General features: G+C 41.4%; 13 protein-coding genes. All 13 read right to left on the bottom strand.

Translation table 11 applies throughout. The annotated features are described in order from the left end of the window. Positions 1-227: 227 nt before the first annotated feature. Positions 228-497, bottom strand: a complete 270-nt coding sequence (rpsO, locus tag M9H69_RS02990; RefSeq protein ID WP_001018251.1) for a 30S ribosomal protein S15 — start codon at positions 495-497, stop codon at positions 228-230. Positions 498-641: 144 nt separating this feature from the next. Next, positions 642-3,350: an FtsX-like permease family protein gene (locus M9H69_RS02985; RefSeq protein ID WP_250316161.1), complete on the bottom strand. Its 2,709-nt coding sequence runs from the start codon at positions 3,348-3,350 to the stop codon at positions 642-644. Next, entirely contained in the window at positions 3,346-4,047 is a 702-nt protein-coding gene (locus M9H69_RS02980; RefSeq protein WP_000323386.1) for an ABC transporter ATP-binding protein, read from the bottom strand. The genes M9H69_RS02985 and M9H69_RS02980 overlap by 5 nt, the downstream gene beginning before the upstream one ends. A gap of 118 nt (positions 4,048-4,165) precedes the next feature. Next, complete coding sequence (locus tag M9H69_RS02975; protein WP_000240120.1) at positions 4,166-4,858, bottom strand: phosphoglycerate mutase; 693 nt, start codon at positions 4,856-4,858, stop codon at positions 4,166-4,168. Between the two features lie 188 nt (positions 4,859-5,046). Continuing rightward, complete coding sequence (locus M9H69_RS02970) at positions 5,047-5,427, bottom strand: hypothetical protein (protein ID WP_250315862.1); 381 nt, start codon at positions 5,425-5,427, stop codon at positions 5,047-5,049. A 327-nt stretch (positions 5,428-5,754) separates the two neighbouring features. Continuing rightward, complete coding sequence (gene ileS / locus M9H69_RS02965) at positions 5,755-8,547, bottom strand: isoleucine--tRNA ligase (protein WP_250315861.1); 2,793 nt, start codon at positions 8,545-8,547, stop codon at positions 5,755-5,757. A 251-nt stretch (positions 8,548-8,798) separates the two neighbouring features. Continuing rightward, positions 8,799-9,593, bottom strand: a complete 795-nt coding sequence (locus tag M9H69_RS02960; RefSeq protein ID WP_250315860.1) for a DivIVA domain-containing protein — start codon at positions 9,591-9,593, stop codon at positions 8,799-8,801. Between the two features lie 8 nt (positions 9,594-9,601). Next, positions 9,602-10,393, bottom strand: a complete 792-nt coding sequence (locus M9H69_RS02955; RefSeq protein ID WP_250315859.1) for an RNA-binding protein — start codon at positions 10,391-10,393, stop codon at positions 9,602-9,604. Next, entirely contained in the window at positions 10,390-10,650 is a 261-nt protein-coding gene (locus tag M9H69_RS02950) for a YggT family protein (RefSeq protein WP_000576499.1), read from the bottom strand. Before M9H69_RS02950 ends, M9H69_RS02955 begins: the two co-directional genes overlap by 4 nt. Continuing rightward, positions 10,650-11,180, bottom strand: a complete 531-nt coding sequence (locus M9H69_RS02945; protein ID WP_250315858.1) for a cell division protein SepF — start codon at positions 11,178-11,180, stop codon at positions 10,650-10,652. Before M9H69_RS02945 ends, M9H69_RS02950 begins: the two co-directional genes overlap by 1 nt. Positions 11,181-11,189: 9 nt before the next feature. Continuing rightward, a complete protein-coding gene (locus M9H69_RS02940) occupies positions 11,190-11,861 on the bottom strand; it encodes a YggS family pyridoxal phosphate-dependent enzyme (RefSeq protein WP_250315857.1) in 672 nt (223 codons plus the stop codon). A gap of 3 nt (positions 11,862-11,864) precedes the next feature. Continuing rightward, positions 11,865-13,121 carry a cell division protein FtsZ gene (gene ftsZ, locus M9H69_RS02935; protein ID WP_250315856.1) on the bottom strand — a complete coding sequence of 419 codons (1,257 nt, stop codon included), beginning with the start codon at positions 13,119-13,121 and terminating at the stop codon, positions 11,865-11,867. A 16-nt stretch (positions 13,122-13,137) separates the two neighbouring features. Then, a complete protein-coding gene (gene ftsA, locus M9H69_RS02930; protein WP_250315855.1) occupies positions 13,138-14,508 on the bottom strand; it encodes a cell division protein FtsA in 1,371 nt (456 codons plus the stop codon). Positions 14,509-14,519 lie beyond the last annotated feature (11 nt).

Raw genomic sequence — 14,519 nt, 5'->3', positions numbered from 1 at the left:
GAGTAACTGCGCACCTTCATGGTGTCATTAGCTGATACCATTTGAGGTTTTTGTAGTCTCCAAAATTGTGACCGATAAAACCTCAATAAAAAAGCTCTCTGAAGTCAGAGAGCTGATTTGAGCTCGGGCTAGAATCCTAGTGAAAAAGATGAAACTCCTTGTGTTCATCGAACACTGTTTCCTTTCCCTATTTTCATACGGTTTTTTTAACGCCCTTAGCATCATAATTAACGACGAAGTCCTAGAGAGTTGATTAACTCACGGTAACGGTTAACGTCGTTCTTACGCAAGTATGCAAGCAAGTTACGACGGCGACCGATTTTCTTCATCAATCCACGGTAAGTAGCGTGGTCTTTTTTATGTTGTTTGATGTGTTCGTTAAGGTGGTTGATTTCCCAAGTAAGGACAGCAACTTGAACCTCTACTGAACCTGTATCACCTTCGTGACGTGCATATTGTGCGATGATTTCATTTTTTTTCTCTTTTGAGATTGCCATGATGTTTCTCCTTTTTATTTGGCTTCATCCGAGTGACAGGTTGGCATGCCTGTAACCAAGAAGAAGTTATTTGTCTTTACGACAGTTCTTATTCTACCAAGAAGCAGGGACTTTGTCAACTAATTTACTGTTTAAAACAGTGAATTACTCTACTGATTTCAGGGCTTCGAGCATATCCACTTTTCTTAAGTGGTGATTGACAAAGACGCCCAGTAAGGCTAAGATTACAGTCACTGCGACGATTGGAAGAGCATAGACTTCCCAGCTGACTCGTGGATAAAAAAGTATGGTGGCAGGTGAAATCATTTGTATCAAAAATTGATGTAAATAGTGGCCAGCTACCAAACCGAGAGCAATTCCCACAAGGGACAGCACCATAGTCTCACGGTAGATATAGAGGGTCACTTCTTTATTATGGAAACCGAGAACCTTGATAGTGGAAAGTTCACGGATACGTTCTGCCACATTGATATTGGTGAGATTGTAAAGAATGACAATGGCTAGTAAAACGGAAACAAGGACAAGGATGGCCATGGTTTTATTGAGCGAACTAGCCACGGATTCAAAGAGATGGATAGCTGTTGCATTTTGAACCACCCCAGAAACAGCTGCTTTTTCCATAAAGATAGCTGCTTCTCTCTCGATATTGGAAGGTGTTGGCTCTTTTAATTTTACTAGGTAGGTATTGTCTTGTGGACTGGTACCGTAGACTTGTTCGTATGTGTCTCGTTTGAGATAAACAAAGTGTCCAACATAGTTTTCAGAAATAGCCGATACCTTGATTTCCTTCCCATCAAGCTCCAACTCGTCCCCAACCTTAACATTTGCTAGTTGAGCTAGTTTTTGACTCACGACCGCTCCATCTGTGATCTGCACCTCTTGGCCATTTTCCTCTAATGCGATAAAGGGCTTGAAGTCTTCTCCACTAGTAACCATCATGGTGATGGTTTGAAGTCCTGCTTTTCCTTTAAAATCTTTTTCAATGGATTTAGAATAAATCTTTTGATAAGCATGGATAGATTCAGCCTGCAAGGCACTTTCTAAATCTGCTTTTTCTTGCTCACTCGCACTGCTCTTTTCTGCTACAATCATCTGGTATTGCTGGATTTGTTCAAATTGACGATCGACAACTCCTCCCACAGAAGACTGAATGCCAAGACCTGCAAATAGGAGAGCAACCGAACCCGCAACTCCAAAAATGGTCATCAACATCCGTTGCTTATAACGGAAAATATTTCGCGCCGTAACCTTATGAGTAAAACTCAAACGACTCCAAATAAAGCTCAGGCGTTCCAGCAAAATCTTTGATCCCTTAACGGGAGGTTTTGGAAGTAAGAGTTGGGCTGCTTCATCGTGTAGTTCCCTCCGTGCCACCAGATAAGCCGGCAAAACACTGGATACCCAACTTAAGGTTAGGGCAAGGAGGCTATAAGACCAGTAAAAATACTCCTGACTTTTACCAACGACCATCCCAGCTGTTATAACATCCGAAATCACGCCTGCAAGGAGATAATGTCCTAGAAGCGTTCCTAAAATGGTTCCTACAGTTCCTGCAAGAAAACCATAGAGGACAAACTTGGCAATTATATCTTGATTCCGGTAACCTAGGGCCTTGAAAATACCGGCATTGGTACGTTCTTCATCCACAAAGCGAGTCATAGTTGTAAAGGTCACCATTGCAGCGACCATATATAGCACAACAGGGAAGATATTCCCGACAGAACGAATGCTTGCTGAAGCGTTACTGTACATGAGATAGCCTTGACCCCCTGGCATGGTTTGGCGATTGTATACGTGATATTTCGGCTCTGCCAGTTCATCAAGCTCTTTCTGACGCTGTTCAATCTTCTCTTTTTCCTTAGTTAGATCACTCTCTGTCTGAGCCAGTTTTTCTTTTTGAGTCGCCAGTTCTTCCTTTGCTTTTATCAGCTGTCCCTCGATTTGACTCTTTTGCGGTTCTGGTAAAGCGGTCGCTTGTTCTTCTTGGGTTTTCAAGCGACTTTCAGCCTGCTCTAACTGACTATTGCCATTTTGAAAGTTGCTTTCAGCAGTTTGGAGCTGTTCTTTCCCCTCTTCCAAGCTCTTTTGCCCATTGGCTTTGATGCTTACCAATCGTTTTTGACCATTATCGGCTAGCAAATCTTGCAACTCTTCCTGATGTTGGGTTCGTTTGGTTTTATAGTCTGATGAAAAAGCATCCAGATTTTTTAAATCATCATAGCGCACACGCGCAATACTATAAACATCTGAATCAAACTGGCTGGGCAAAATCACTCCATAGCCAGCCAAGCTTCCATTTCCACTGCTAGCACTCCCTAAGTCTTTTTGAGAAAGCATCTCACCCGACTGAACAAATCCAGTAATTGTAAAAGTTTGGGATTTTAGGACGGACTTCCCTTCTTCTTTCTTAGTAAAGGTAATGGTCTGCCCAATCTGATAGCGGTCTTTCCAGAAGTCGGCTAGGGCAATTTCCTCATCAGCCTCTGGCAGTCGCCCTTCTGTCACTTGGAAGGTTGAAATCCCCTCTGGCTTGGAATAAAGTCGAACCGCTTCTTCACTATTTTCAACGGTTAGGTCTGCCATATAACCAAATTCAACACTTGCTCCTTGAAGGGCCTTTAATTCGTCTTGGTCTTCTTTGTCCAAGCCATAATCAGCTATCACTGCCAGATCTAGGGTATTGGCTTTACGGAGATAATCCCCTGCCGTACGTTCCATATTTGGACTGGCCACTTTGAGACCAATAAGGGCTAAAGAACCCAGCATCATCAAGGTCAGGATAGAAACAAAGCGTCCCTTTGAAGCCGTCACTGACTGAAATAGGTCTTTCCGATACGTTTTTTTCATGCTAATACTCCAATGTATCGATATCCTGCGGATGCTCATTGACCGTCATGCTCTTAACCGTGGCATCGCGCATATGAATCACCCGATCTGCAATAGGGGCTAGCGCGCCATTGTGGGTTACGATAATCACCGTTGCTCCTTTTTGACGAGACATGTCTTGGAGAATCTTCAAGACTTGCTTCCCCGTCTGGTAATCCAAGGCACCCGTCGGTTCATCACAAAGGAGGATTTTAGGATTTTTGGCTACAGCACGTGCAATGGAGACTCGCTGTTGCTCCCCTCCAGAAAGCTGGGCTGGAAAGTTATTCAGGCGATGAGCCAGACCTACATCTTTGAGCACTTGCTCTGGATCCAAGGCATCTGTCACGATTTCTGAAGCCAGTTCCACATTTTCCTTGGCTGTCAGATTGGAGACCAGATTGTAAAATTGAAAAACAAAGCCTACATCTTCACGACGATAGTTTGTTCGTTGGTGCGAACTATAGTTGGCAATATTGGCACCATCAATCCAAATCTCCCCCTCATCATTGGTATCCATACCTCCTAAAAGATTGAGAACGGTTGATTTTCCAGCACCTGAAGCACCAAGTATGATAACCAGCTCCCCTTTTTCAATTTCAAAATTCACATCACGATTAGCCACAATCTCTGTATCCCCAACCTGGTAACGCTTGTAGCTGTGTTTCATCTCAATATAAGCCATCAGACACACCTTCTCTCAAACAAATTACTTCCTATTATCATTATAACGCTTTTTCAACTAGTTGGAAACCAGAAGCAAAAACAAAAAGCCTAGGAATCCTAGGCTTTCTGTTTATAGATTATTTTCCAAGATAGTATTCTTTTACGACGTTCAATTTTTCGTCGAATTCGAATACCAATGGTGGGAAGTTAGGGATTTCTACACCCATGATTTCATCATCTGACAAGTGTTTGATGTGTTTTACAAGGGCACGGATTGAGTTACCGTGAGCTCCTACGAATACGTTTTTACCATCTTTAAGTGCTGGAGCGATTTTATCTTCCCAGAATGGAAGGGCACGTTCCAAAGTCACTTTCAAGTTTTCAGCATCTGGAATGACTGAATCGTCAAGTGAAGCGTAACGACGGTCAGTATGTGCTGAGTATTCGTCATCATGAGGCATTGCAGGAGGCAATACATCGTATGAACGGCGCCAGATATGAACTTGCTCATCACCAAATTGTTCAGCAGCTTCAGCTTTGTTTTTACCAGTCAAACCACCGTAGTGACGTTCGTTCAAGCGCCATGATTTTTCAACTGGAACCCAGAGTTGGTCAGCAGCTTCAAGAGCCAAATTTGTTGTTTTAATCGCACGTTTCAATACTGAAGTGTAAGCTTGGTCAAATTCGATACCAGCTTCCTTGATCAATTTACCAGCGTCAATCGCTTGTTGTGTTCCTTTATCAGACAAATCAACATCAGCCCAACCAGTGAAAAGGTTAGCTTTGTTCCATTCAGACTCACCGTGGCGAGCAAAAACCAATTTTACCATTAGATGGATTCTCCTTTTATTTTTCGAGGTTTCCCTCGTTTATCTATTCTATTTTACACAATTTTTCACAAAAAAGCTAGTTAAAATCAACTAAAAAGAGAAGAGCTTATCAGTCTTCTCTTTATCACACTATCATAATTGTTCTCGATAGAGGATGAAATAGTCCCCAAAAAATAATTGGAAAACTACTACTCTTCAATTACAAATTTTTTCAATGTTCCAAAGTAAAGTGAACCACCAATAATGGTTAGAATTCCACCTACCCATCCCAAAAATGGAATCAAGCCGACCGCACCACCTACAATGAGCAAAACAGAAGGTGCATTCGTAACACGTTCATCATCTTTATAATAAACAATAGCCACAATTCCCAATACTAAAACAGCAATTTTAACCAATGACAAAATAATTGAGAGCCCTGTCAATGTCCCAACCGTTACATCTGCGTCTTCAGTTGCCGCAGCAGCTCCAATAGCCAGGATAAACATGATGACTGGCGCTAAAAGCAATACAATTCCTGAAATAAGACCAAAAATAGCGTTGACACGAGCAAGTGTATTTGTTTTCATAATAATCTCCTTAAAATTTTTATAGGTATTATTCTATCATAATTTATCTAAAAATTAAACAATCTTATAAAATTTTATAATAAATATTGATTTTCAAAAAATAATTTTAAGTTCTATAGTCTCTTTATAATTAGTAAAAATATAAAATTATGAGAAAACTGAATAGTTGATTATGTTAATTATCTACACGGACAGGCCAGGAAGAACTTCATTTGAAGAAATGGACTAGTAAATTTTCCCATGATAAAACGCATAATATCAAAGCACTTGAACTCTTGATATTATGCGTTTCTTATGATTTTAGCGACCTTTCTCAGTCTATTCTGATTATTTCGCTTCAAATCCTTCTGCGACTGCATCTGCAAAGTTTTCTTCTACGATACTTGCACAGTGGTCACAGATAACTGCGTGGTAGCTACGTTCTGCAGTAGTTGGATCGATACGACGGCAGCGCTCACATACTTCACCTGCAGCGCGTTCAACTGTGAAGGCTACATCCTCAAAGCTAACTGCGCCTTCTGGAGCTGGCCCTTCTGCAATAGTCAATTCTGACACGATCAAAAGTTGAGCTACATTGCTATCCAATGCTCCAAGAAGAGTTTTCACCACTTCATTTGGATAAACTGTCAAGTGGGCTTCAAGTGATTTACCGATTACTTTTGCATTACGAGCTGCTTCCAAGGCTTTTTGAGCCTGTCCACGGAAGTCCATGAAGGCTACCCATGTATCCAAGATTTCTTCTTGGTTGGCAAAAGTTTCAGCTTCTGGTAATTCTGACAATTGAACGAATTCCTCTGCTTCAAACTCAAGATATGACCAGATTTCTTCTGCAGTGTGAGGCAGAATTGGTGTCAAGAGTTTGGTGATTTTCACAAGAATGTCATAGAAGACTGTTTGCATTTGACGGCGTTCGAGTGATTTGGCACCTTCGATGTAGACAACGTCTTTGGCGAAGTCAAGGTAGAAGGCAGACAAGTCAACGTTGATAAAGTTCACCAAGGCCTTGTAGATGGTTAAGAATTCAAAGTCAGCATAAGCATCACGAATGGTCTTCACAAGCTGGTTAAAGCGAATGGTCATGTACTTGTCAACAGAACGAAGCTCATCGTAAGCCACTGCGTCTTGAGCTGGGTTAAAGTCAGATGTATTGGCAATCAAGAAGCGAAGTGTGTTACGGATCTTACGGTAAGTTTCAGAGACTTGGCTCAAGATATCCATAGAGATACGCACGTCGTTGCTTGAGTCAACACTTGTTACCCAGAGACGCAAAATTTCCGCACCAAATTGTTTTTCAACATCACTTGGCGCAATGGTATTCCCAAGAGATTTAGACATCTTTTCACCTTTACCGTCAAGGGCAAATCCTTGTGACAAGATTTGTTTGTATGGCGCTACGCCATGGTTGGCAACAGATGTGATGAGTGATGAGTTGAACCAACCACGGTATTGGTCAGAACCTTCAAGGTAGAGATCAGCTGGGTAAGTCAACTCAGGACGGTTTACTACAACTCCATTCCATGATGAACCTGAGTCAAACCAAACGTCCATGATGTCTGTTTCTTTCTTGAACTCACCATTTGGAGAACCTGGATGGGTAAAGCCTGCTGGTAAGAGGTCTTTGGCATCACGTTCCCACCAGATGATAGAACCGTGTTTCTCAAAGAGTTGAGCCACATGTTCAATAGTTTCAGCTGTCATGATTGGTGCTCCGTCTTCTGCATAGAAGATAGGAAGGGGAACTCCCCAAGCACGTTGGCGAGAGATAACCCAGTCGCCACGATCACGGATCATGTTGTAAAGGCGCACTTTACCCCATTCTGAATGGAATTTCACTTTTTCAATTTCATCCAAGATTTCTTGGCGGAATTTAGATACAGAGGCAAACCATTGTGGTACTGCACGCCAGATGATTGGTTTTTTCGTACGCCAGTCAAATGGATATGAGTGAGAAATTTCTTCTTGAGCAAGGAGAAGGTCGCCAAGTTTTTCGATAACAGTCGGCACAACCTTGTCATAGAATTGACCTGCAAAGTCAGGACCAGCATTTGCCATCATGATCCCGCGTTCATTGACGGTTACAGCAACTTCAAGTCCATTGGCAACACCGACATTGTAGTCATCCTCACCAAAACCTGGAGCTGTATGGACGATACCTGTACCAGAGTCAGTCGTAACGTGGTCACCAAGGATTACCAGTTCATCTACTGCTGTATCCCATGGGTGGACTGTCACAATGTGATTCAATTCTTGCCCACGATAAGTCGCCAAGACTTGGACATCAGTCCAATCAAACTTTTCAGACAAACTAGCCAACAATTCTGAAGCAACCACAAACTTACGAGTTTCACCAGCTGGTTGAACGACTACGTAATCAATATCCGCTCCAACTGTCAATCCACGAGAAGCAGTGATGGTGAATGGAGTTGTTGTCCAAACAACGATATACGTATCTGTATCGAGGACACCTTTACCATCTTTTACCTTGTTGGCATAGTAAAGAGAAGTTGAAACTAAGTCATGGTATTCAATTTCCGCTTCTGCAAGGGCTGACTCAGATGACCATGACCAATAAACTGGCTTGGCACCACGGTAGATATAGCCTTTCTTGGCCATTTCACCAAAGACACGGATTTGAGCTGCCTCATAGTCTGGAGTCAAAGTCACATAAGGATTTTCCCAGTCCCCAGAAACCCCCAAACGTTTAAAGTCTTCCCGTTGTTTATCAACTTGAGAAAGAGCATACTCACGGCAAAGTTTCAAGTACTCAACCAAGTCCATTTCTTTGCGTTTAACACCTTGTTTTGCCAAGACTTGCTCGATTGGCAAACCATGTGTATCCCAACCTGGGATGTATGGTGCATAGAATCCTGACATAGACTTAGAACGAACAATAATATCTTTAGAAATCTTGTTCATAGCGTGTCCAACGTGAATATTTCCGTTTGCATACGGAGGTCCATCATGCAAGGTGAAATGTGGTTTTCCTTGGTTCAATTCTTGACGACGTTGGTAAAGTTTTGCTTCTTCCCATTCTTTTTGCCAAACTGGCTCTTTGGTTGGAAGACCAGCACGCATTGGAAATTCAGTTTTTCCAAGATTAAGGGTATCTTTGAGTTTCATTATATCTCCTTTATTATATAGACAAAATAAAAACCACGACTCGCAAAAAAGGACGAAAATCGTGGTACCACCTTTGTTCGAAAAAAGACAGGGTCTCTTTTCCTCTTTTCCCGTAACGTGGGGAACGTCCAGTCTTACTGCTTTCAGACTGGATTGCTTGAGAGGATAATCTAACCACTAGGGATTGCAGGACTCTCACCATCTCCCGCTCGCTGATAATATAGTTGGTTCGATCTTGTTCTCACATTTTCTTATAGGATAAGAACAGATTCTTTGTTTGCATCTTCCTCAGTTGCTGCAGTAGCTTCTACTTCAACTGACTCTTCATGCTGGACAAGTTCTTCTGTATGTTGATTTTGTTGGGCTTCAAATTCAGCCAATTCTTTGTTTCCAGCCTCGATACGAGCTTGCAATTCAGCAACCTCTTCTGGAGTGAATTGACGAGTCATATCAATTGGTTCTTCCTCTGGTTGTAAAGATACGGATTCACCAAGAACTTCACCAACCACTTCTTTAAAGGCTTCATCACTTGTCTGAAGGTAAGTAGCTGTTGGGCGAAGAATATCTTCCCAATCAGATGATTCAACAATAGCTAACTGACTTTCAATCGTTGATTTAAGACGCTGATGGAATACACGGCTCTTGTTCTTCAATTCTTCAGTTTCAACAGCAACTTTCTTAGCATTATCTGTTGCCTGACGAAGAATTTCGTTTGCCTTGTATTTCGCTTCTTCAAGCAAACGCTGAGCATCTTGTTCAGCTTGTTGAATAATATTGTTTGAACGTTCTTGAGCAGCTTGTTTAACACGCTCCGCTGTATCTTGAGCAATCAAAACTGACTGACTCAAGGAATCCTTCATCTCATCAAAGTAAGACAAACGTTCTTCCAAACTCTTGATGTGTGTCTCTTTATCGTGATTGCTACGAACCAAGTCTTCGTAGTCACGAACAACGATATCCAGAAATTCATCTACTTCTTCTGGATCAAAACCTCTAAATCTTGTACCAAAGGTTTTATCTTTAATTTCTAATGATGTAATTGGCATACTTTTCCTCACTTACTTAATAATAATTGAATGCTTAATTTTATCTTGTCTTTTTTTGTCTGTCCATTGTCTTTAACAATTTTTAGACGACCAAACTTTCTCACACTGATCAAATCTCCAACTGCAACCTGGTAATCAGATTTTTCAACCAGATGATAGTTTACCTGGACAGATTTTTTCTCAATCAGTTGACTGGTTTGATTTCTAGATAATTTCAAGGCACTTGATAAGAGGGCATCCAATCGAAAACTCGAAACTAAAATTTCTCGTTCTCTAAAGTCAATTTTAGATATAATCCTATCGGTAAAAGGACGTTCCTCCAGCGATACAGGAAGTCTGCCAATCTTTCTTATTCCATCCTGAAAAAGAGGAATAAAATCACGATTGACAAAAATCTGTGCTCTCTTTTCATCTACCAAGATATCACCAAATAATTTACGGTCAATTCCTAGCTGGTTGATGATTGTTCCCAATATTTTTCCATGGCTCAGCTGTTCAAACTTGCTCGGATAGCAAATTTCTAACAAGGTCATTTCAAAGTCTGATATTTCCGGTTCAAAGTAATCTGGATACAGAAGAACACGAACCGACTCCGTCGGAAGAAAATCACCACTACTTTGGCAACCCAGTTCATATGTCCCAGCTAGCACCCTCAAGATCTGTTCCTGATGGGGATTGATAAAAGGAGTAAGCACTGGTGCATATGTATCTTCTACCCGCTTGATCCACTCTAAACCCTTATCAATAAAGGGAATATCATCTTGGGAAAAATGCTGATAAATGGATCGATCTACTGTCATAGTAATAGCACTAGTCGTGTTAAGATATTTCCAAGAAACTGGATCAGAATCAACGCGGCCCAGACAGTAAAATCAAGACCAGCAAATTGTAAATTGAGCTTACGAAGTGGCTCGATAACTGGACGAGCAAGTCTGATGACTAAGCGACCTAGTTGACTTTCATAGGCATTTGGAAACCATGAAAGAAGAGCAAATGCAACGAGAATGATGGAGTAAATGCTAACTGCATTCTGGATTAAACGGATTAAGAAAATCATTATCTTGCTCTATTTCGTTTAATATCAAAGCCGAACTCGGCACCTTGTGATTCGTCTGGAAATTTGATATCCTCAATATTCACGATAACGTTGACAGGCGTCAATAGATACATCGTACTCGCAACTTTTTTCATATTTCCAGCCAAGACGTGACGGGCTCCGTCCAAGTAATCAAGGCAGCGACGCGCTTGTACTTCTGTCATGTATTGGAAATCAATCAAGATGCTTTCATTTCCAGTTAACAAATCAACAATCTCAGTTGCATCCTCATACTTTCTTGGATAACGAACATCAATCGTCACTTTCTCATCTGAGTGATGGTTTTGCTTTGCCAACTCTTGTTGACGAGCATGGAGGCGAGTAATATTCGCATCTTTTGCTGATCCTGACTGAGCAGGTGCTGGTAATTCTTTAGAAGATGAGATAGCTGGGCTAACTGTTTCCTCTTGTTGAGTCTGGTAGTTAGTCGTTTCTTCCCCATCTTCTGTAAAATAATCTATAAATTTATCGAATCTATCTTTTAAAGACATAGCTCTCTCCTATTTAAAAAATGCTGTACCGATTCGAACAAAGGTTGAGCCGAACTGAATCGCTTCTTTAAAATCACGACTCATTCCCATACTTAGCTCTGTCATCGGCATATTAGGGATTTGTTTTTCTCTAATTTCTGCTTGCAGAGCCTGCGTATCCTTGAAAATTTCTTTCAATTCATCACTGCCTGCCTCAAAAGGAGCCATGGTCATTAAACCAACATACTCAATCTGATCTAACTTAGCCAATTCTGGCAAAAGTTCTAGCAATTCTTCTTTTGAAAACCCATGCTTGCTTTCTTCCCCAGAAATATTAACCTGCAAGAAACACTTGATAACATGATCTGTTCTCTTTTGAATTTCCTGTGCTAACTTTAGGGAGTCTAAAGCATGAAAGTAATCCACATATGGGATTACTTCTTTTACTTTCCGTCTCTGTAGTGTTCCTATTAAATGCCAAGTGACTGGGTAATCTTTCAAGGCCTGATATTTTTCTAAAAATTTATCAACTCGATTTTCACCGATATGATGGATGCCAAGCGGAAGCAAGGCTTCCGCTGTTTGTACATCTACATATTTTGTCACTGCGATTACTGAAACAGCATCTATATTACGGTTGGCTTTTTGACTAGCATCAGCAATTTGCTGAAAAACTAATTCAGTATTTTTTTTCAAATTCATTGATTAACGATTTTTGAAGAATGGAGGTGTATCCAATTCATCCTCATCTTGTGAAACTGGTGTTTCAAAGCGTTCAACTGGTGAAACAACGGGATCTGTTTGGCGAACAATTGACTCACGGCGCAAGTCCCAATCTCCAAAAGCAGATGCTTGGTTGGTTTCAAAGCGACGTGGACTTGATTTAGGCAGTTCTGCTGTCTCTTCCAAGTCGAATTGACGGTGAAATGTGTGTGCTTGTGGAGTTTTAGTTGATGGTCGACCAACTGGTTGGTTGGTAGCAGACCCGACTACTTTTTCTAGTCGTTCTTGACGAACACCTGTCGCTACAACAGTCACACGGATTTCATCCTTCATGCTTTCGTCGATAGATGTTCCAAGCCAGATGTTTACACCTTTGCCAGCTGCTTGATTGACAATTTCTGAAGCTTCTTCTGCTTCAATCAACGTTAAATCAAGACCACCAGTAACGTTGACAATCACATCCTCGGCACCATCGATAGTTGTTTCAAGAAGTGGAGAGTAAATTGCTTTACGAGCTGCTTCAACAACGCGCTCTTCACCACTACCAATACCGATACCCATAAGGGCATTCCCTTTATTTGCCATTACAGTTTTCACGTCAGCAAAGTCAAGGTTAATTAATCCTGGGTTCGTGATCAAGTCAGTAATCCCTTGAACACCTTGACGAAGAACGTTATCTGCTTCACTAAGAGCTTCAAGAAGCGGTGTTTTCTTGTCAACAATTTCAAGCAAGTTGTTGTTAGAGATAATCAACAAAGTATCAACATGCTCGCGAAGTTCATTGATTCCTTCTACAGCGTACTGACCACGTTTGCTTCCTTCAAATCCGAAAGGACGTGTCACGACACCAACTGTAAGAGCACCAAGATCTTTAGCGATACGTGCAATAACAGGGGCAGCACCTGTACCAGATCCACCACCCATACCAGCAGTGATGAAGACCATGTCTGCACCGCTGATTGCTTCCGTCAAAGCTTCTTCGCTTTCTTCTGCAGCTTTGCGTCCAACTTCTGGACGTCCTCCAGCACCCAAACCACGAGTCAATTTTGGACCAAGTTGGATAACGGTTTCTGCTTTCGTACTGCTAAGGGCTTGTACATCAGTGTTGGCTGCGATAAATTCTACACCAGCAACACCTTCGTCAACCATGCGGTTAATGGCGTTACCACCACCACCACCGACACCAATTACCTTAATAACTGCGCCTTGAGCTGCTGCTGTATCAAATGAAAATGTCATAATTTCTTATCCTCTTTTATTCATCAAACATGCTTCCGATTAAACCACGGAAACGTTCTGTTAGCTTCGGTTTACTTTGAGAACTTGCTTGGAATTCTTCCTTGGGAGCAACTGGAGTTTCCTGTACAGTTTCAACTGGAGTTGTCTGTGTTGGGCTTGGTTGCGCCACAGGATTCAAACGTTGATTTGGAATGCCAAAGTTGATTGGTTTTTGACGAAGGAATTCATCTCCTTTAACTGCTTTTTGAGCAAGAAGATTGACTTCAGTCAATTTACCAGCAAACTCAGATAAACTAATCACGTGAGCAAATGCAGGGTTGCGAATTCCCACTTGGTTTGGTACGTGAAGTTTTACTCGAACACCAAATACTTCTTGGGCTAATTCAACAATTCCTGGCAAAATTGCATTTCCACCGATAAGGACGATACCACCTGGCAAATCTAACAAGTGTCTTCTTTCCAACTCTTGTTTGATTTGGTCAAAGATATGTTTGATACGTGCTGAAATAATTTCTGCCAAGTAGCTTTCTGTCACTTCAACAGGTTCTACTTCGCCAATTACTTCAACTTGGAAAGTTTCATTACTTGCAAGTGGAACGTAAGCTTCACCATAGTTCAGTTTCAAACTTTCAGCAATTTTTTGAGATGTTTTTAAGACTTTAGAAATGTCTTTTGTAACGTAATCTCCACCTTCTTGGTAGATATTGGTGAATTGCAATTCCTGGTTACGGATAGTCGCTACAGTAGTCTGACCTCCACCCATGTCAATGACAGTCGCACCAAATTCACGTTCACCTTCATTGAGAACGGAGTTCACAATCGCCAAAGGTGAAATAATCACATTATCAACCTGGATACCTACACGTTCGACCGTCTTGCGAAGATTGTGTAGAATCGTACGAGGACCTGTGTAAAGCAGACCACGCATTTCCAAACGGACACCCATCATACCACGAGGGTCACGGATTCCTTGGAAACCATCCACGATGAATTCTTCTGGAATAAAGGTAATCACTTCACGATCAGGAGTCATGCTCTTTGTCAAAGCTGATTTAACAACATCTTCAACATCCTGATCTGTAATTTCTTTTGTATCTGATGTTACAGGAATCATTCCTTGTGTTGGTTCGACCTGCAGAAGATTTGCTGGAAGACCAACGTTGACAGACTTGATAGAAATACCTGCTTTCTCTTCTGCCTGTGTGATTGCGGATTTGATTGCCGAAGCAGCCGCTTCAATATCAACAATAATTCCGTCTTTTACACCTTTACTTTTGGCATTACTAACACCAATTACATTTACTTCGCCATCTCTATGCTCAGCAACTAACACCTTAATGGAGCTAGTTCCGATATCTAAGCCTGTAAAAAAACCATCTCTAGTCATTACATCGCATC

The sequence above is a fragment of the Streptococcus oralis genome (genome assembly GCF_023611505.1).
Taxonomy (GTDB): domain Bacteria; phylum Bacillota; class Bacilli; order Lactobacillales; family Streptococcaceae; genus Streptococcus; species Streptococcus oralis_CT.
This window is presented reverse-complemented; position numbering and strand designations above follow the sequence as displayed.

Excerpts from the sequence above, each read along its gene's own strand:
- ileS (WP_250315861.1), bottom strand. The coding sequence starts at position 8,547 with ATGAAACTCAAAGATACCCTTAATCTTGGAAAAACTGAATTTCCAATG.
- M9H69_RS02960 (WP_250315860.1), bottom strand. The coding sequence starts at position 9,593 with ATGCCAATTACATCATTAGAAATTAAAGATAAAACCTTTGGTACAAGA.
- M9H69_RS02945 (WP_250315858.1), bottom strand. The coding sequence starts at position 11,180 with ATGTCTTTAAAAGATAGATTCGATAAATTTATAGATTATTTTACAGAA.
- rpsO (WP_001018251.1), bottom strand. The coding sequence starts at position 497 with ATGGCAATCTCAAAAGAGAAAAAAAATGAAATCATCGCACAATATGCA.
- M9H69_RS02950 (WP_000576499.1), bottom strand. The coding sequence starts at position 10,650 with ATGATTTTCTTAATCCGTTTAATCCAGAATGCAGTTAGCATTTACTCC.
- ftsA (WP_250315855.1), bottom strand. The coding sequence starts at position 14,508 with ATGACTAGAGATGGTTTTTTTACAGGCTTAGATATCGGAACTAGCTCC.
- M9H69_RS02970 (WP_250315862.1), bottom strand. The coding sequence starts at position 5,427 with ATGAAAACAAATACACTTGCTCGTGTCAACGCTATTTTTGGTCTTATT.
- M9H69_RS02940 (WP_250315857.1), bottom strand. The coding sequence starts at position 11,861 with ATGAATTTGAAAAAAAATACTGAATTAGTTTTTCAGCAAATTGCTGAT.
- M9H69_RS02975 (WP_000240120.1), bottom strand. The coding sequence starts at position 4,858 with ATGGTAAAATTGGTTTTTGCTCGCCACGGTGAGTCTGAATGGAACAAA.
- ftsZ (WP_250315856.1), bottom strand. The coding sequence starts at position 13,121 with ATGACATTTTCATTTGATACAGCAGCAGCTCAAGGCGCAGTTATTAAG.
- M9H69_RS02955 (WP_250315859.1), bottom strand. The coding sequence starts at position 10,393 with ATGACAGTAGATCGATCCATTTATCAGCATTTTTCCCAAGATGATATT.
- M9H69_RS02980 (WP_000323386.1), bottom strand. The coding sequence starts at position 4,047 with ATGGCTTATATTGAGATGAAACACAGCTACAAGCGTTACCAGGTTGGG.